Origin of the sequence: Flavobacterium fryxellicola, from assembly GCF_900143245.1 — a bacterium.
Taxonomy (GTDB): Bacteria; Bacteroidota; Bacteroidia; order Flavobacteriales; family Flavobacteriaceae; genus Flavobacterium; species Flavobacterium fryxellicola.
Genome location: NZ_FRDK01000006.1, coordinates 138,757 through 157,952, shown reverse-complemented (window position 1 = coordinate 157,952; position 19,196 = coordinate 138,757). Strand labels below are relative to the sequence as shown.

Below are 19,196 nucleotides of genomic sequence, written 5' to 3'. Positions count from 1 at the left end.
TCATGATGAGAAAATTAAGAATGGGAATGGTCGGCGGAGGCCAAGATGCTTTCATAGGTGCAATTCACCGTTTAGCCGCCAATATGGATGGACTTATAGAATTAAGTTGTGGTGCACTAAGCATTAGACCCGAAACTGCTCTCGCATCCGGAAAGGCTTTATTTCTTCCAGAATCAAGAACATATTTGACTTATGAAGAAATGATCAAAGCAGAAGCTGCATTACCGCATGACGAAAGAATTGATTTTATAACCATTGTTACTCCAAATTTTGCGCATTTTGCACCAGCTATGATGGCTTTAGAATACGGATTTAATGTTGTTATCGAAAAACCGATGACTTTTTCTTTAGAAGAAGCAAAACTTTTGGAACAAAAAGTGGAAGAAACAGGATTATTGCTATGTCTAACCCATACGTATTCTGGTTATCCTATGGTAAAACAAGCCAAAGCTATGATTCATGAAGGAAAATTAGGAAAAATTAGAAAAGTTTGGGTTGAATATCCTCAAGGATGGTTGAGTACACTTTCCGAGCGAGAAGGAAATGTGCAAGCAGCATGGAGAACAGATCCTACAAAGTCTGGAAAAAGTTCCGTAATGGGTGATATTGGCACTCATGCTGCGCATTTAGCAGAATATATCACAGGGGCAAAAATCACAGCTGTTTGTGCGGAACTAAACACCTTAGTCGAAGGGCGCATCATGGATGATGATGGAGCGGTCTTGTTGAAATTTGATAATGGCGCGAAAGGTGTATTAATGGCGTCACAAGTAGCGGCTGGAGAAGAAAATGCTTTAAAAATAAGAGTTTACGGTGAAAAAGGAGGAATCGAATGGTTGCAACACGATCCTAATACCTTAGTCGTTAAATGGCTGAATGAACCAACACAAATTTTAAGAGCAGGATCAAATTATGCCTATTTGTCTTCATTTGCAACCCATAATTGCCGAACTCCAGGTGGACATCCTGAAGGATACTTAGAAGCTTTCGCAAATATCTATCGAAATTTTGCCTTAACACTGAACTGTAAATTAGAAGGTAAAGAGCCAACAGCTGAAATGTTAGATTTCCCTTCTGTTAAAGATGGAGTTCGCGGAATGGCCTTTATAGAAAATGTAGTGGCATCATCCCACTCTGATAAAAAATGGACTTCTTTTGTTTTGTAAAAAATACAGTTCAAAAAGGTTTTAGATAAAATATAATATGACTACAATAAAAGGACCAGCAGTATTTTTAGCGCAATTCATTGGAGATGAAGCTCCATTTAATTCCTTAGATGGAATTTGTAAGTGGGCTTCTGATTTGGGTTTTAAAGGGATTCAAATGCCTACATTAGATTCTCGCTTTATTGATTTGCAAAAAGCAGCAGAAAGCACAACCTATGCGGAGGAATTAAAAGGAAAAATCGCTTCTTATGGATTAGAAATAACAGAATTATCAACTCACCTCCAAGGTCAGTTAGTCGCGGTTCATCCAGCCTATGATGATTTTTTTGATGCGTTTGCACCAAAAAATGTTCATGGGAATTCAAAAGCGAGACAAGAATGGGCGGTACAACAGTTAAAATATGCCGCAAAAGCATCTCTAAACTTAGGATTGAATGCTCATGCCACTTTTAGTGGTTCCTTGCTTTGGCAGTATTTTCATCCTTGGCCACAAAGACCTCCTGGTTTAGTGGAAGATGGCTTTGCAGAATTGGCAAAACGATGGTTGCCTATTTTAAATGAATTTGATCAAAATGGTGTAGACCTTTGTTACGAAATTCATCCGGGTGAAGATCTTTTTGATGGGGAAACTTATGAAATGTTTTTGAAGGCTGTGAATAACCATTCCAGAGCTTGCTTGTTATATGACCCATCCCACTTTGTATTGCAGCAATTAGATTATCTTCAATACATTGATTTTTATCATGAAAAGATTAGAGCTTTTCATGTGAAGGATGCCGAATTTAACCCAACAGGAAAACAAGGGACTTTTGGTGGATATCAAAGCTGGATAAATCGTGCCGGTCGCTATCGTTCGCTGGGAGACGGACAAATTGATTTTAAAACTATTTTTAGCAAATTGGCACAGTATGACTTTAAAGGTTGGGCTGTTATGGAATGGGAATGCTGTATTAAAAATCAGGAAGATGGCGCGAGAGAAGGTGCTGCATTCATAAAAAATCACATTATAAAAGTAACAGACAAGGCTTTTGATGATTTTGCAGCAGTAGAAACGAATCAGGCTTTTAATCGAAAAAGCTTAGGATTATAAAACTTAAATACAATGATAATGAAATTAAAATATTTGTTTTTTGGGGTTGCTTTGGGTGGCTTATCCTCATTTTCTAATTATAATTCTGATATAAAATATAGCAACGTTACTAAAAAAGAAGCTATCCTGTACCAAATTTCTGATGGAGAGAAATTAATTGCAAAATCAGATTGTATTGGCTGTCACAAATTAGACAAAAAACTAATAGGTCCCTCCTATTTAGACATCGCTAAAAAATACGCTCTAAATGATAAAAATGTTGCATATCTAACGAGTAAAATCATTAAAGGGGGTTCTGGAGTTTGGGGTACTATACCCATGTCAGCGCATGCTTCATTAAAAAAGGATGATGCAAAATCGATGGCAACCTACATTTTATCTCTAAAAAAATAATTTCATATTGTATTCAAACAAGCTGTACTTTTTTAGCTAATTGAAAAACAGCTCATTTATTACTATTAACTAACCGCATTAAAATAAATGAAAGAAAAAAAAGAAATAAATAAAATTGCGAATAACCGTCGTGATTTTATAAAAACAACTGCTATCGCTGCTGCTGCATTCCTGATTGTTCCCCGTCATGTGTTGGGCAGAGGATATGTAGCGCCAAGTGACCGTTTATCTATAGCCAGTATTGGTGTGGGAGGAAAAGGAAAGTCAGATATCGCGATGTTTGCCAAGAGTGGAAAAGCTACTATCTCCTATCTATGTGATGTGGATACTAGAAGAGCCGCTGAAAGTGTGAAGGCATTTCCTAAAGCTAAATTTTATACCGATTGGCGTGAAATGTTAGACAAAGAACACAAAAATTTCGATGCTGTTTCTGTCTCTACTCCAGATCATAATCATGCCATTCAAGCCCTTGCAGCGATGCAATTAGGCAAACATGTTTATGTTCAAAAGCCGATGGCACATGATATCTATGAAGCTCGTATGTTGACACAAGCGGCCAAAAAATATAAAGTGGTTACCCAAATGGGAAATCAAGGTGCCTCAAATGATGGTACGCGAATCATGAAGGAATGGCATGAAGCAGGACTAATAGGAGATGTGCACACCATACATGCTTGGACAGACAGACCTGTTTGGCCTCAAGGAATTCCTTGGTCTGCTAATAAAGCAGATATTCCAAAAGAATTAGATTGGGACTTATGGTTGGGAACTGCACCTTACAAAGACTATGTAAACAAATTAGTTCCATTCAATTGGCGTGGCTGGTGGGATTATGGAACAGGCGCATTAGGAGATATGGGCTGTCACTTATTAGAAGCTCCTTTTAGCGTTTTAAATTTAAAATATGCTAAAGATGTTCAATGTAGTATTGGTTCTGTTTATGTAGATGAATTTCAAAGAGGGTATTTCCCAGAGAGTTGTCCTCCTTCAAGTCACGTAACTTTAACTTTTCCAAAAACTAAAAAAACTAATGGCGATATTGCTGTACACTGGATGGATGGAGGAATTCAACCTGAAAGACCTTCAGAATTAGGTCCGAATGAAATCTTTGGTGATGGAGGGAATGGAACATTATTTACGGGTACAAAAGGAAAAATGATGTGTGACACCTATGGTTTAAATCCGCGTTTACTGCCACTTAGCAAAAATGAAAATCTAAATATAGCTCAAAAATACGGTAGAGTAAACGATGGCTCTGAAGGTCATTATAAACAATGGGTTGAAGCTTCAATCGCTGGTTATGGAAAAAAAGAGTTGAGTTCTCCTTTTGAAATTGCGGGTCCCTTAACCGAAGCTTTGTTAATAGCAAATTTAGCAATTAGAGGATATGATCTTAAACGAGATGAACTTGGAGAAGATGTTTACCCTGGACGTTCTGCAAAACTGTTATGGGATAATGATGCGATGAGAATTACAAATTTTGATGAAGTAAATCAATTTGTAAAACGAGAGTATCGCCAAGGCTGGAAAGCGTTAACTTTATAATTTAGATTAATTTAATATATTAAAAATGATTAAAAATATTTGTTCTTCCTTACTTGTTATGATTATGATTCAAACTTCAAGTGCGCAACAAGCAGCTATTCCTAAAGGATTTAAATCAATATTTGATGGACAATCGACTACTGGATGGCATACTTACGGAAAAAAAACAGCAGGTTCTGGCTGGAAAGTAGAAGATGGTGTTTTGCATTTTGATCCAGCGGCTGCAAAAGATGGGCAAGGTGGTGATCTTGTTACCGATGCTGAATATGAAAACTTTCATTTAAAATTAGAATGGAAAGTGGCTACAAATGCAAACAGCGGTATTATTTTCTACGTTAAAGAAGATTTAGTAAAATTCAAAAATACTTATGAAACAGGTATAGAAATGCAAGTTTTAGACAATGACGGTCATCCTGACGGAAAAATTGAAAAACACAGAGCAGGTGATTTATATGATTTAATAAAAAGTTCCTCAGAACCTGTAAAAGGTGTTGGTGAATGGAATACTGTAGATATTGTTTGTAAATTCGGAAAATTAACCTTCTTGCTAAATGGAGTAAAAATTGTAGAAACGACACTTTGGGATGCTAATTTCAAAACACTAGTAGCAGGTAGTAAATTTGCAACTTGGCCTGGCTTTGCTGCTTTTAAGAAAGGTAAAATAGCGTTGCAAGATCATGGCGATAATGTATGGTTCAGAAACATAATGATCAAGGAATGGAATACCATGAAAATTACAACGGGCTGCGAAGCTGGTATGTAATTTAAAATTTCCGCTTCCAACATTTTATACTAACCAAACCATAAATTAAAACCAAGTTACCAATGAATAGCACCATCCGAATAAAATTATCTATAATGATGTTCTTAGAATTTTTTATCTGGGGAGCATGGTTTGTAACCCTTGGAACGTTTCTAGGAAACAATTTAAAAGCTTCCGGTTCAGAAACTGCGGCTATTTTTTCAACACAATCTTGGGGTGCTATAATTGCTCCTTTCATTGTAGGATTAATCGCTGACCGGTATTTTAATGCAGAGAAAATATTAGGAATTTTGCATCTTATTGGTGCTTTTTTGATGTATCAAATGTACCAATCAGAGGAAGTTGGACTGTTCTATACTTACGTTCTAAGTTACATGATTTTATACATGCCAACATTAGCATTAGTAAATTCAGTTTCCTTCAACCAAATGAAAGATCCAGAGAAAGAATTTGCAAGTATCCGAGTTTGGGGAACGATTGGTTGGATTTTAGCAGGATTGGCGATAAGTTTTGTTTTTCACTGGGATGCTGCAGCAGCAGTTTCTGAAGGATTACTTAAAAACACCTTTCTTTTAGCAGGAATAGCGGCTTTTATTTTAGGAATCTTTAGTTTTTCTTTACCAAAAACACCACCAAAAGTAAGCGATGAAAAAATTAAAATCGGAGATATTATTGGTCTTGATGCATTAAAATTATTGAAAGATAAAAACTTTGCTATCTTTTTCCTCTCTTCGATTCTTATTTGTATTCCACTCGCTTTTTACTACCAGAATGCACATCCTTTTTTAACCGAAGTTGGAGTTTCGAATCCTACTGGAAAAATGGCAATCGGTCAAATATCAGAGGCTTTGTTTTTGTTGTTAATTCCTGTATTTTTTACCCGTTTCGGGTTCAAGAAAACAATTTTAGTGGGAATGCTAGCTTGGGCAATTCGGTATGTTTTATTCGCTTATGGAAATGGAGATGATTTGAGTTTCATGTTAATAATAGGGATTGCTTTACACGGTATTTGTTATGATTTCTTTTTTGTTTCTGGACAAATTTATACCAATTCAAAAGCAGGAGAAAAATATAGAAGCGCGGCTCAGGGTTTAATAACATTAGCTACTTACGGCGTTGGTATGCTTATTGGTTTTGCAGTTGCAGGGTGGATAACCGACAATTATAAAATGGTAGACGGCGCCATAGACTGGCAAATGGTTTGGATAATTCCTGCGGGAATTGCTTTTGCAGTATTCCTTCTTTTTGCCCTTTTATTCAATGAAAAAAATAAAGTAAAAGAAATACCTTCCGCTATTTAAAATTAATTATGAGTACGAATTTAAACCGAAGAGCTGCCATAAAAGGAATATTAGCAGGAACAACTATTATGGGAATTCCCGCTGGTTTTTCTGCTTTGGCTATGCCAAAGAGTAATCCAGATATCCAATTTAGACCGTTAAAAGGAACTATAAATCATTCCGTTGCGAGATGGTGTTTTAATGATTTTGACATCGAAACGCTCTGTATTGAAGCTAAGAAAATAGGAATTACAGGAATTGATTTGGTTGGACCAAAAGACTGGCCGATGTTAAAAAAGTACGACTTAGTTTCAACGATGTGCAACGGTGCAGAAATTAATTTAGTGGATGGTTTCAATGATCAAAAATTTCATGAAACACTCCTAAAAAACTATACTGAAATGATTCCGCTTGTCGCAAAAGCAGGTTATAAAAACCTAATTTGTTTTAGCGGAAGCCGAAGAGGAAAAACAGATGAAGAGGGTTGGAGCAATTGCGTTCTTGGCTTACAAAAACTAATTCCTTTGGCTGAAAAGCACAATGTCATTTTGGTAATGGAATTGCTAAATAGTAAAATTGATCATAAAGACTACCAATGTGATAGAACGTTATGGGGAGTTGCTTTAGCAAAGCGATTGAACTCAGAAAATTTCAAATTACTATTCGATATCTATCACATGCAAATCGATGAAGGGGATGTGATCAGAAATATTAGTGATAATCATCAGTATATTGCGCATTATCATACGGCTGGTGTTCCTGGGCGAAATGAAATTGATGATACGCAAGAATTGAATTATACTGCTATTATGAAAGCAATTGTAAAAACAGGGTTTAAAGGTTTTGTGGGACAAGAATTTATTCCAAAAAATCCCGACAAACTTGCTTCGCTCCAACAAGCTATTACAATTTGTGATGTTTAAACAATCTAAAAAAATAACTCATGCTAAAAAGAAGAGAATTTTTAATAAATGCTAGTTTAGCGTTAGGCGCTTTGGCCCTTGCTCCTACATTTGCTTTTGAAGCTAAAAAGAGAGCTATCGGAATTCAATTATGGACGTTGCGTGACACCTTGCCAAAAGATGTTAAAGGTGTTTTAGCACAAGTTGGAAAAGCGGGATTTACCGAGGTAGAAACATTTGGATATTCTGCTGCGCAAGGATTTTTTGGGGCCTCGGTTCGTGATTTCAAATTGATGTTAGATGACAATGGTTTGAGGGCTACAAGCAATCATTTCGACTTTAATTCTATAATAAAAGAGGGTTCAACTGACGTGGTTAAAACTTATATAGAAACAGCAAATGTGTTAGGAAGTGAATATGTAACTGTGCCTTATATTGTCTCAGAACTGCGAGGAACTACTGCCGATGCTTATAAAAAATTGGCTATGCAAATCAATAAAGTAGGTCAACTTTGTAAAGATGGAGGTTTAAAATTAGCATACCACAATCATGATTTTGAGTTTACCAAATTTGGTGCTACTAATGGTTACGAGATTTTATTGAATGAAACTGATAAAAGCCTAGTTGATTTTGAAATGGATTTATACTGGGTCGTGCGCTCTGGAAATGATCCGCTACAATTGTTTGAAAAGTATCCCGGACGTTTTACGATGTGGCATGTAAAGGATATGGATAAAACAAATCCAGATTGGAATGCAGAAATTGGAACTGGAACTATTGATTTCAAATCGATTTTTGCGCAGGCAGAACTGTCAGGAATGAAACGTTTCTTTTTGGAACACGAATCAAATTACAAACCAAATCCAATTGAATCTGCGATAAGTAGTTTGAAATACATTAAGAAAAATTTAATCTAAAATTTTTAGCAAAAAAAGGGTTGTTGTGGCATCCCTTTTCTTGACTTCTATTTTGCCCATACTTGAATTAGTTCCCTTTCGTTTTTACCACTGTTTTACCCAATAAATTATTTTACCATTTATTCGATGATTTTAAAATTATAGACCTTTAAACCGTCATTACTCTGTAATATTGAAGCTCGCTACATAGAAATTTTTGTCAACTTCTAATTTTGGATTCTCCGACTTTGAAGACAGTGTTTGCCACTCGGTTTTTGGTTGCAATACTTTTTCTTTTCCATTCAATGCTACTTTAACAGGCATATTAAATCCCGTAACACAATTTGTCCAACGGTACCCTAGCTGGTTGTCTTTGAAAAAATATTCTAGTGTCGGAATTCTAGTATCTCTTAAATACTGATTAAAAACAGAATTTAAATCAATTCCAACTTTTTGGCTCAAATAATCTTCCACTTGTTTGGTAGTAACCGTTTGGTGATAAAAAGTACTATTCAGTCCTCTTAAAATGTTTCTCCACTTTTCATCGTCATTTACAATTTGGCGTAACGTATGCAACATATTGGCTCCTTTATAATACATATCTCCAGATCCTTCATTGTTTACATCATATTGCCCAATTATGGGTTTGTCATTTTCAATATTTTTTCTAATACCTCTAACATAGGAATATCCAGCTTCTTTACCATAATAGTATTCAACAAAAAGACTCTCAGAATAGTTGGTAAAACTCTCGTGAATCCACATATCAGCAATATCTTTATAGGTGATGTTATTCGCAAACCATTCATGTCCCGATTCGTGGATGATAATAAAATCAAATTTTAAACCCCAACCTGTTCCGCTTAAATCCCGGCCACGATAACCGTTCTGGAAACCATTTCCATAGGTGACACTGCTTTGATGTTCCATTCCTAAATAAGGCGCTTCAACTAATTTGTAACTGTCTTCGTAAAAAGGATATGGTCCAAACCAGTGTTCAAAAGCTTTTAACATACGCGGAACATCTTGAAATTGTTTTTTGGCTTTCGCCAAATTGTCTTTCAAGACATAATAAGTACAATCTAAATCGCCTTTTTCTCCTTTGAATCGCTCCGAAAAAGAAACATAATCCCCTATGTTAATATTAACACCATAATTATTTATTGGATTTGAAACATACCAATTATATGTTTTGGTACCATCTTTTAATTGTTTTACGCTGATTAGGCGACCGTTGGACACATTTGTTAAATTTTCAGGAACATTTACACTAATCAACATATTCTCTACCTCGTCGTACATGTGATCTTTGTTTGGCCACCAAACACTAGCACCCAATCCTTGACAAGAAGAAGCAATAAAAGGCATGCCATTAGCATCTTTTTTCCAAGTGATTCCTCCGTCCCACGGCGGATTAATAGCCACTTTTGGCTTTCCACTATAAAATATAGTAAGTTCTTTAATTATACCTTTTGTCTGAGGTGCAATTAATTCAATAAAAAATGCATTTCCTTCTCTGCTATATTTTAAAACCTTGCCATCCTGAATAACTCTATTAATGTTCATTGGATTTTGAAGATCAATTTGCATGGTCTTGTATTCCTGAACAACTTGATATTTTATAGTATTCGTGCCTGAAATGGTGCTGTCAGCAGGATTAACCTTTATATCAAGATGATAGTTTTTTACATCCCACCACGCTCTTTCTTTGGTAATACTGCCTCTAAGCGTATCTTGTCTGGTAAATAAGGGTGCTTTTTTATCCAATAGTCCTTGGGCATTGGAACTATTAAAAATAAAAAAGAACATAAAAATAAAATGCCATTGTCTTTTCATAGTAAATTCATTTGGAACAAAAATAACCTTTAAAAATTAGAAATTTAATTCCATCTATTAATTTTCAGGATAGATTTGAACGTATTCTTGCAGCAATTCGTTCTGTTTTCCACGAATTTGCATGATCACTTTATGGTTTTTAAAATCAAATTTTAATAATCCAAAATTAATATCTTTGACCACCTCTCCTTTTATATACGGATTTTCCTCACTAGAAAAAGAAGTGTAAGTATGAGTTAAGCCACTAGAAGTAAAATCAATTAAGGGGTAAGATAAACCTGTAACATTTTTAGAACTGAAAGTGGCGATATGACGATCACCTGAGATTATAAAGGTTCCTTTTGCATTGGTGGAAACAATTAGTTGCTCTAATTTTTCAACTTCATGTGGAAAATTTCCCCACGCTTCAAAACCGTGCTTATTTGATAAAAATTGAATGCTGCTGACAATGACATTAAATTGTGCATCAGAAGATTGAAGTTCTTCTGCCAACCATTTCCATTGTGCTGCTCCTAAGAGTGTTCCTTCACCATATTTATTAGGTTGAAATCGTTTTTTAGAGTTGATGGCTTTTGTCAACGCTGTTCTAAAATAACGAGAATCAAGAACAATAATTTTTACTTTATGCCCATTTACAGCGATCGTTTTAGCAGAATAAATACCTTCTCTTTTTCGTTCTGGGGCCTCTTTTGAAGTTTCCAAGAAATCTAAGAATAGTTGCTGACTCTCTCTTTTATGAGAATATTCTACTCCGCCATCATTAGAGCCATAATCATGATCATCCCAAGTTCCAAGCACGACTTTGTCTTTACTAAATTGAAGGTAATCAACATCTTGTTTCTGAATTTCATAGTTCTTTTTCAGAAACTGCATGTCTTCCGTATCTGAATAAACATTGTCGCCACCCCAAATCCAAACCGAAGGATGATTTTTATCTATTGCTGGCCACAGTTCATTTTTAATTTTTTGATTGTCGCAAGAACCAAAAGCAATTGTAAAGTATTCATTCTGAATTGGTGTTTGAAGTGTAACTAAAGGAGTATCAATTGATGATTTGCAACTAATAAATCCTAAAAAGCTAAAAATGAGAATTATTTTTTTCATAAGGGATTGAGATCGAAACTTTTATTGAAGCACAAAAATTTAAACGAAGGTATAAAAACCTATTTATTTATAGTTTAAGAAAACTTAAAAAAAAATAGCGACTCACTATTAAAAGAGTCGCTTTTTTAATCGTACATCAATGCCCTTTAATGTAAGTTAGTTACCTTACTTTGTTCTACTACAGCAGTAAAATCATTGGCTAGAAGGGTACCGTATTCCTCTAACAATTCTAAAACTCTTTCCTGCTTATCTGATTTTACGATAAGGCCCGCATGATAATCTAAAGGCACTTTAAAGCAGACTTCTGGATCTGAAAATGACGATAAGTTAGGATATTTAAATTTGGACAAAGTAAGGACAATCCCTGCATATCCCTTTTTTACTTTGGGTAAAAGGTATTTTGTTTTCTTTACTAAAGCGTCTTCAATAGCTGCCCATTCCTTCCATAAATTAATATTTGATGCTTCTGCGACCATTTCAGCTAGATGCGCTCCTCCTACTCGTGATGAAGTTTCGAGAAAATAGATCTGGCCATCTTCCTTGCTTTTTATAAATTCTGTATGTGCGGCTCCATGTTTTAAACCAAAGCCTTTCATTACTTGCTCATTTAATTTTTTGATCGCTTGATCATCATCAGACTTATAGAGAATATTGGCAGATCGAAACACGCCACCACCTTGCGAAATTTCCATTGGCGTAGCCAAATATTTAGACGTTAAACTAAAAATAACTTTACTGTCTAGAATCAAACTGTCACAATGATACACATCGCCAGGCTTGAATTGCTCCAGTAAATATTTAAATCTATTATTTCCCATTTCATTGATATGAATCCACAAACTTTCTTTGTCATGAACTTTTATAATTCCTGTTGCCGAAGCCTCTGATCGTGGTTTTAAAACCCACGGTGCGGCAATGTTATCGGCAAAAGCATTAATATCATGGTCATTAAATAACGAACAAAAAGCTGGGATAGGAATTCCACAACTTTTGGCTCTCATTCTCATTGCTAATTTATCTCTAAAATAACGTCCCGTAGTTTGTCCCATCCCGTCAATGCGGAGATTTTCTCGCAAATAGGTGGCTTTCTCCACATCATAATCATCTAAAGCAACAATCGAATCAATATTAGCGGACTTCATAAAATTACCAACTCCTAGTAATAAATGCTCTAAATTCCAATCGACATCTTGGCCTTCCATGTAAAAAATCTCATCAATGTGCTCGTGTGGCCAAGGTTTATCCCTCAATTTTTCACTTGTCACTAAATAAACTTTGTTGCCTAACTTCTTTAATTGAATTAAAAAATCGGTGCCTTTGAAATAATTTGAAATACAAAGGAAGGTTTTAGAGTTTTCCATACGTTATAAATTTTCAATGAATTTAGTTAATAAATGAACTCCATATCCTGTAGCGTGTTTACTTTTTGCAAATTCATCATCGCCAAAAGCTACTCCAGCAATATCCAGATGCGCCCACGCTTTATGCTCTTTAGTAAAAAATTCTAAAAATTTAGCAGCACTTATGGCACCGGCAACAGGTTTTCCGCTGTAATTTTTCACGTCGGCGATGTCACTTGCAATATCTGATTTGTATTCATCCCAAAGTGGTAGAGGCCATAAACGTTCACCAACAGCATCGCCGCTTTCTTGTAATTTCTTGGCCATTTCCTGATTATTGGTAAACAGAGCCCCACATTCGTACCCAAAAGTACCTACGCTGCTTCCGGTAAGCGTAGCAATATCAACAATATATTCTGGTTTGAAATTTTTAATTAAATAAGACAATCCATCTGCTAAAATAAGACGTCCCTCTGCATCGGTATCAATAATTTCTATAGAATGACCGCTATAGCTATGAATCACATCGCTAGGCAAAAATGACTTGGCATCCACTGAATTTTCAGCACAAGGAACGATTGCCGTCACTTTGATGGGTAATTGTAAATCAGCAATCAATTGCATCGCTCCAAAAACAGCACCACCTCCAGCCATATCGCACTTCATGTGAACCATTCCTGCCGATTTTATATTTAGTCCACCTGTGTCAAAAGTAATTCCTTTCCCTACTAATCCCACATGTTTCATTTTCCCTACTACCGCGTTTGGTGTGTAGTTCATAATGATAAACTGTGGCTCATTCTCACTTCCTTTTCCTACCGCCAAAAAAGCACCTAAACCTGCAATTTTTGATGCCTCATAACCCAGAATTTCCACCTCAAAACCGTATTTCGCTCCGCTTTCTTTAGCCCAATTGGCAAGGTATTTTGGTGTGACGGTGTTAGGCGGCAAATCAACTAAAGTAAAAGTACTCAATTGCGCTTTTGCAATTTTAATTCCTTTTTTGGCTGCAGCCAAAAAATCCTGATTGGTAACTAAACTCAAAGTAAAATCGATAGCTAGAAAAGGATGTTCGTCTTTATCTATTTTAAAATGACCCAAATTATAAGTCCCTAAAAGCAAACCCGAAACTATGGCTTCAACTTGATTTTCAATGCATTGTTCTGGTACAACTAAAGCAATATTTGAACTAAAGAGTTCTTTGTGCTTTGATGAAATACGTCTAAAAATAGTTTTCAGAGATCTGTAATCAATCGCCTTACCTAAACCAATAAATATATAGGTCGCCTCATTTTTCTCCGCTACATAATGCGTGTCTTTTTTTCCATAAAATAATTTAGAAGAAATCTCTAATCCATTGTATGCAATGGGAACAATACTTTTTTCATAAGTTTCAAAAACGGGAATCAAAATTGTTCCTGAAAAATCATCTGTATTTTGAATCGTGTTTGTTATCATTTGTTTCTTTTTTATTACCTACTTTATTTATTTGATAATTGCGCTATGTTTACTTTACTTCGATTGAAAAAACAACCATTCAATTGCTTTTGGAAATTCATCACTCCAATAGGTTTCACTGTGCTTTCCTTGTCTGTTAATACTTAAATTAATTTTAGAGTCGTCATTTACAAATTCACTTGCAAGCAAATCATTCTGAAACTTTTTGATGTGCTCAATCATTGTTTTGCTTTCGTCACCGCCAGCATATAAATAGATTTTCGTATCCGCTGCATTAGTTTTTTTAGGTTTTATTTTTAAATCTGGTATTACCCACAATGAAGGCGAAAAAATCATCAGTTTGCCGTACACCTCGGGATTTCGCAATCCACTAAAAATACTTACTAATCCACCCATCGAACTCCCTCCTATTCCTGTAAATTCGCGTTCTTTTTTTGTTCTAAAATTACTATCTACGTAGGGTTTTAACGTATCAGTTACAAACCGAATGTATTTTTTACCTTGTCCTTTTCCCAAAACAGTTTTCCCTACATTGTATTCTATAATACGATCTTCTTCTGCGTGTTCTATAGCAATTACGATAATTTTTCCAATTTTATACTCGGACATAACGGCTAGTTTTTTGTCAATTTCCCAATTTCCAAACTCCGCCTTTTCGTTGAATAAATTTTGAGCATCTTGCAAATATAGTACGGGATAAGACTCGCTTGAACTGTCATAATCATGCGGCAATAAAGCCCAAATCTTCCTTGTTTTATTGAGTTGTGGAATCTTAAATTCATCTGATATCAACTGAACCTGTGGCAAAAAAGATTGCTTGAATGGCAACCAGTTTTTTCTCCATCTCGCAACATGTTCATTTACAATACCGGTGTGCGCAGTTGTCGAACGATTTTCTGTTCGGTTGCCGTTACGGTCAATCTCAACTTCACTCCAATCTCCTTTCGTAAATTTATACAAAAGCAATTCTGGATAATCAAAATCATGCGAGAATTTAAAGTGATAAAGATTGTTTCCAATTTTTTCCATCATAAAATCTTTGTCCTGAGTACGCCAATCATTAAAATTTCCAGCAATATATACTGGTCGGGAATCATCTTCATCGGTAGTTAAGATGATGTACAGTCCAGAATTTATGTTTGGATCGTTGCGTTCTAGTGTCAATGTGGTATTGTCTAAATTCATCACTTGCATTGTGGTATTCCTATTTTTAAAATAATAGTAAATATAGTGGATTACGATTTGAAATAAAAGAAAACCCAATAGTTTATACATTGACTATTGGGTTTTATTGCTGAAAAATATTTGAAATAAATTTCTATTTCTGACGACTTTTTAAAACTTCAACCACATCGTTTAATTTAAAACCTTTGGCTTGTAATAAAATAAGATAATGAAAAAGTAAATCGGCGCTTTCGCTCAAAAACAAATCGTCATTGTCATCTTTTGCCTCAATTACTACTTCAATTGCTTCCTCTCCTACTTTTTGAGCAATTTTGTTCATCCCTAATTTAAACAAAGAGGCAACATAACTTTTTTCAGAATCTGCATTTTCTCTTCGCAGTTGAATCGTGTTTTCTAAATCAGAAATAAAGCCATAATTCGCTTCGTTTTTCTCCTCCCAACAGGTATCCGTTCCTTTGTGACAAGTTGGCCCTTCTGGTTTTACTTGAATCAACAAGGTGTCGTTATCACAGTCATTTTTTATTTCGACCAAATTCAAAAAGTTGCCACTTTCCTCGCCTTTTGTCCAAAGTCGTTGCTTGGTACGACTATAAAAAGTTACTTTTTTAGTATCAACTGTTTTTTGATACGCCTCGGCATTCATAAAACCGAGCATCAAAACCGTTTTAGTTATGCTATCTTGAATTATGGCTGGAATTAATCCGTCTGTATTTTTTGAGAAATCTATATTCATTTTTATAATTTAAAGATTGAAAATTTAAAGATTGAAAGAGTATCTAATCAGATTTTCTTTTCTCTTTATTCCATTATCTATTTTTATGTTCTAACCTCGATATTGTTATTTTTGAGTGCTGTTTTCAATGTTTTGATTTCAATTTCTTTAAAATGAAATACGCTTGCCGCCAATGCTGCATCTGCTTTACCAATGGAAAAACTATCTACAAAATGTTGTAGGTTTCCGGCACCGCCTGAAGCAATAATTGGAATATTAACCAGTTCCGATAGTTGTGCCAAAGCTTCATTTGCAAATCCGTTTTTTGTACCGTCATTATCCATTGAGGTAAACAAGATTTCGCCCGCGCCGCGCTGTTCCACTTCTTTCGCCCAATCAAATAAATTCAATTCGGTTGCTACTTTTCCTCCTACTAAATGTACAATCCATTGGCCGTCAATTTGTTTAGCATCAATAGCAACTACGATACATTGGCTGCCGAATTTTTGTGCCAAATCATTTATCAACTGTGGATTTTTTACCGCCGATGAATTGATAGACACCTTGTCTGCTCCATTCTGCAGTAAAACCTCGACATCTTTTACAGAAGAAATTCCACCGCCAACAGTAAACGGAATATTGATTGTTGCTGCCACTTTGCGAACCAAATCAATCAAGGTTTTGCGTCGTTCTTCGGTTGCTGAAATGTCTAGGAAAACCAATTCATCAGCTCCTTCATCAGAATAGATTTTGGCTAATTCTACTGGATCGCCGGCATCGCGCAAATCTACAAAATTTACACCTTTTACGGTACGTCCGTTTTTTATATCTAGACAAGGAATTATTCTTTTTGTAAGCATAGTCTAATGTGATTAACCCTATTAGGGTTTTAAACCCTGATAGGGTTTGTTATAATATAATTTTCCAATTGTTTCAAACTAATTCGTCCTTCGTAAATTGCTTTTCCTATGATTGTTCCTTCGCAACCTAATTGGGCTAATTTTGGTAATTCATCAAAAGTGGAGATTCCGCCAGACGCAATTAATTTAATAGCGACTGCACCTGATTTAACATTGCATTGCTCCAAAATTTTAGCATACAAATCAAAACTAGGTCCTTCAAGCATACCGTCTTTGGCAATATCCGTGCAAATCACATAGTGAATACCCTTGTTTTGATACTCTTGAATAAACGGAATCAAATCTTCATCAGAATCTTCTAACCAGCCAGATACCGCTACTTTTTCATTGTTTGCATCCGCTCCCAAAATGATTTTATCAGAACCATATTCAGCAATCCATTTTTCGAAAATTGCTCTATTTTTTACTGCAATACTGCCACCTGTAATTTGGTTGGCACCACTTTCAAAAGCGATTTTCAAATCGGCATCCGACTTTAGGCCACCGCCAAAATCGATTTTTAGTTTGGTTTGAGTCGCTATTTGTTCTAAAATTTTGTAATTCACAATTTGGCTCGACTTTGCTCCATCTAAGTCAACTAAATGTAAGTATTCAATTCCGTGAGCTTCAAATGATTTGGCCACTTCAAGCGGATTTTCATTGTAAATTATCTTCGTATTGTAATCCCCTTTTGATAAGCGAACGCATTTTCCGTCTATGATATCTATTGCTGGTATTATTCTCATTTTAATTAGTCTTAAAGTTCGAAAGTCGAAAGTGTTAAAATTATAATTTCAGAAAATTTTCTAAAATTTGCTCTCCAACATCACCACTTTTTTCGGGGTGAAATTGAGTTCCGTAAAAATTGTTTTTTAGCAGCGCCGATGCATATTCCAATTCATAATTTGTTGTTGCAATGGCCTCATCGCACAGCGGCGCATAAAAACTATGCACTAAATACATGTATTCATTTTCAGCAACTCCTTGAAATAAAGGCGATTTCAAATTGTAAATTTGGTTCCAACCCATTTGTGGCACTTTCACTTTTGAAGTAAATTTTACCACATCAACATCGAAAATTCCCAATCCAGTCGTATTTCCTTCTTCTGATTTGTTGCACATCAATTGCATGCCAAGACAAATCCCTAGAACAGGCTGTTTCAAGGTTGGAATCAGCACATCCAGTCCGCTATCAACAAGCATTCTCATGGCAGAACTTGCTTCGCCAACACCCGGAAAGATCACTTTGTCCGCAGCTTTGATTTCCGTCCAATCGTTGCTTAAAACAGCTTGAAAACCCAATCGTTCCATGGCAAACATAATGCTTTGAATGTTTCCAGCTCCGTAATTTATGATTACAATCCCACCATCCCCCAAAGGGCGAGTTGAAGTTGATTCTTTTATATTTTGACTCATTTTTATTCTTTTACATTTTAGTTCCCCCTCCAGGGGTTAGGGGGCTACAGCATTCCTTTTGTACTTGGTAAAATCATTTTTTCGGTATCGCGCTTTACAGCAACTTTTATCGCTTTGGCGAAAGCCTTGAAAATAGCTTCAATTTTGTGATGCTCATTTGTACCTTCGGCTTTGATGTTGATGTTTGCTTTTGCACCATCTGAGAATGATTTAAAAAAGTGAAAAAACATCTCCGTTGGCATTTTACCAACCATTTCTCGTTTGAAGTCGGTTTCCCAAACCAACCAGTTTCTTCCACCAAAATCAATAGCAACTTGTGCCAAACAATCGTCCATTGGCAAACAAAAACCATAACGTTCAATTCCTAATTTATTGCCTAATGCTTTGGCAAAAACTTCACCAAGCGCAATGGCAGTATCTTCTATTGTATGGTGCTCGTCAACCTCTAAATCTCCTTTTACAAGAATTTCTAGATCCATTTGTCCGTGACGGGCAATTTGGTCTAACATGTGATCAAAAAAAGCAATTCCGGTTTCAATTTTACTTTTCCCAGTTCCATCTAGGTTTAGGATGATGTAAATATCGGTTTCATTTGTTTTTCTTGAAATGGTGGCGGAACGTTCCTCTAATTTTAGAAATTCGTAAATCACTTTCCAATCCGTGGTTTGTAATCCAATAACTGCGTCTAATTCTTCTCTTATTGACGCGATTTCATCTCCTCCTAATGCTTCGTCCGTATTGATAAAAATTGCTTTTGCACCTAAATTTTTGGCCAATTCTACATCTGTAATTCGATCTCCTATTACAAATGAGTTTTCTAAATCGTATATTGGATTGCCAATATATTTTGAAAGTAAACCCGTTGCTGGCTTGCGTGTGGGTGCATTTTCATGCGGAAAGGTTTTGTCAATTAGCACTTCACTGAAAACAACTCCTTCATTTTCGAATGCTTTCATAACTAAATTGTGAACGGGCCAAAAGCCTGCTTCTGGATGCGAATCAGTTCCCAAACCGTCTTGATTGGTTACCATAACCAGCTCAAAATCCAGTTCCAAAGCAATTTTACCCAAATACTGAAAAACATTCGGATAAAATTCTAATTTTTCAAAACTGTCAAGTTGGTAATCGTTTGGTTCTAAAACCATTGTTCCGTCACGATCTATAAAAAGGACTTTTTTCATATTATTTTATTTTGAAACACCGATTTCACA

General features: G+C 35.6%; 18 protein-coding genes. 8 read left to right on the top strand and 10 right to left on the bottom strand.

Annotated elements, in window-relative coordinates:
- Window positions 1–2: 2 nt before the first annotated feature.
- The 8 genes from BUA03_RS10645 (at window position 3) to BUA03_RS10610 (ending at window position 8,056) form a co-directional block, all read left to right on the top strand.
- Window positions 3–1,166: a Gfo/Idh/MocA family protein gene (locus BUA03_RS10645; RefSeq protein WP_066077538.1), complete on the top strand. Its 1,164-nt coding sequence runs from the start codon at window positions 3–5 to the stop codon at window positions 1,164–1,166.
- A gap of 37 nt (window positions 1,167–1,203) precedes the next feature.
- Window positions 1,204–2,256 carry a sugar phosphate isomerase/epimerase family protein gene (locus BUA03_RS10640; protein WP_066077536.1) on the top strand — a complete coding sequence of 351 codons (1,053 nt, stop codon included), beginning with the start codon at window positions 1,204–1,206 and terminating at the stop codon, window positions 2,254–2,256.
- Between the two features lie 18 nt (window positions 2,257–2,274).
- Entirely contained in the window at window positions 2,275–2,649 is a 375-nt protein-coding gene (locus tag BUA03_RS10635) for a c-type cytochrome (RefSeq protein ID WP_066077666.1), read from the top strand.
- 87 nt (window positions 2,650–2,736) lie between these two features.
- On the top strand, window positions 2,737–4,194 hold the full coding sequence (locus BUA03_RS10630) for a Gfo/Idh/MocA family protein (RefSeq protein WP_175542103.1): 1,458 nt from the start codon (window positions 2,737–2,739) through the stop codon (window positions 4,192–4,194).
- A 25-nt stretch (window positions 4,195–4,219) separates the two neighbouring features.
- A complete protein-coding gene (locus tag BUA03_RS10625; protein WP_066077535.1) occupies window positions 4,220–4,957 on the top strand; it encodes a 3-keto-disaccharide hydrolase in 738 nt (245 codons plus the stop codon).
- 62 nt (window positions 4,958–5,019) lie between these two features.
- Complete coding sequence (locus BUA03_RS10620) at window positions 5,020–6,258, top strand: nucleoside permease (RefSeq protein WP_066077534.1); 1,239 nt, start codon at window positions 5,020–5,022, stop codon at window positions 6,256–6,258.
- A gap of 8 nt (window positions 6,259–6,266) precedes the next feature.
- The gene (locus BUA03_RS10615) at window positions 6,267–7,160 is read left to right on the top strand and encodes a hydroxypyruvate isomerase family protein (RefSeq protein ID WP_066077531.1); all 894 of its coding nucleotides are present in this window, start codon (window positions 6,267–6,269) and stop codon (window positions 7,158–7,160) included.
- 20 nt (window positions 7,161–7,180) lie between these two features.
- Window positions 7,181–8,056 (top strand): sugar phosphate isomerase/epimerase family protein, encoded by an 876-nt coding sequence (locus BUA03_RS10610; RefSeq protein WP_066077529.1) that lies wholly within the window; start codon window positions 7,181–7,183, stop codon window positions 8,054–8,056.
- A 159-nt stretch (window positions 8,057–8,215) separates the two neighbouring features.
- Here BUA03_RS10610 and BUA03_RS10605 read toward each other — a convergent pair whose 3' ends face one another.
- The 10 genes from BUA03_RS10605 to hisB form a co-directional block, all read right to left on the bottom strand.
- Window positions 8,216–9,871: a M1 family metallopeptidase gene (locus BUA03_RS10605; protein WP_066077527.1), complete on the bottom strand. Its 1,656-nt coding sequence runs from the start codon at window positions 9,869–9,871 to the stop codon at window positions 8,216–8,218.
- Window positions 9,872–9,928: 57 nt separating this feature from the next.
- A complete protein-coding gene (locus BUA03_RS10600) occupies window positions 9,929–10,975 on the bottom strand; it encodes an alkaline phosphatase D family protein (RefSeq protein WP_066077525.1) in 1,047 nt (348 codons plus the stop codon).
- Between the two features lie 146 nt (window positions 10,976–11,121).
- Window positions 11,122–12,336 (bottom strand): ATP-grasp domain-containing protein, encoded by a 1,215-nt coding sequence (locus BUA03_RS10595; RefSeq protein WP_066077524.1) that lies wholly within the window; start codon window positions 12,334–12,336, stop codon window positions 11,122–11,124.
- A gap of 3 nt (window positions 12,337–12,339) precedes the next feature.
- The gene (locus tag BUA03_RS10590; protein ID WP_066077522.1) at window positions 12,340–13,773 is read right to left on the bottom strand and encodes a leucyl aminopeptidase family protein; all 1,434 of its coding nucleotides are present in this window, start codon (window positions 13,771–13,773) and stop codon (window positions 12,340–12,342) included.
- A 54-nt stretch (window positions 13,774–13,827) separates the two neighbouring features.
- The gene (locus BUA03_RS10585) at window positions 13,828–15,048 is read right to left on the bottom strand and encodes an alpha/beta hydrolase (protein WP_245792613.1); all 1,221 of its coding nucleotides are present in this window, start codon (window positions 15,046–15,048) and stop codon (window positions 13,828–13,830) included.
- A 43-nt stretch (window positions 15,049–15,091) separates the two neighbouring features.
- The gene (gene hisIE / locus BUA03_RS10580; protein WP_066077519.1) at window positions 15,092–15,691 is read right to left on the bottom strand and encodes a bifunctional phosphoribosyl-AMP cyclohydrolase/phosphoribosyl-ATP diphosphatase HisIE; all 600 of its coding nucleotides are present in this window, start codon (window positions 15,689–15,691) and stop codon (window positions 15,092–15,094) included.
- 83 nt (window positions 15,692–15,774) lie between these two features.
- On the bottom strand, window positions 15,775–16,530 hold the full coding sequence (gene hisF / locus BUA03_RS10575) for an imidazole glycerol phosphate synthase subunit HisF (RefSeq protein WP_066077516.1): 756 nt from the start codon (window positions 16,528–16,530) through the stop codon (window positions 15,775–15,777).
- A 29-nt stretch (window positions 16,531–16,559) separates the two neighbouring features.
- On the bottom strand, window positions 16,560–17,315 hold the full coding sequence (gene hisA, locus BUA03_RS10570) for a 1-(5-phosphoribosyl)-5-[(5-phosphoribosylamino)methylideneamino]imidazole-4-carboxamide isomerase (RefSeq protein ID WP_066077515.1): 756 nt from the start codon (window positions 17,313–17,315) through the stop codon (window positions 16,560–16,562).
- 40 nt (window positions 17,316–17,355) lie between these two features.
- Complete coding sequence (gene hisH / locus BUA03_RS10565) at window positions 17,356–17,985, bottom strand: imidazole glycerol phosphate synthase subunit HisH (protein WP_066077513.1); 630 nt, start codon at window positions 17,983–17,985, stop codon at window positions 17,356–17,358.
- 44 nt (window positions 17,986–18,029) lie between these two features.
- Window positions 18,030–19,166 (bottom strand): bifunctional histidinol-phosphatase/imidazoleglycerol-phosphate dehydratase HisB, encoded by a 1,137-nt coding sequence (gene hisB, locus BUA03_RS10560; RefSeq protein WP_066077511.1) that lies wholly within the window; start codon window positions 19,164–19,166, stop codon window positions 18,030–18,032.
- Between the last annotated feature and the right edge of the window lie 30 nt (window positions 19,167–19,196).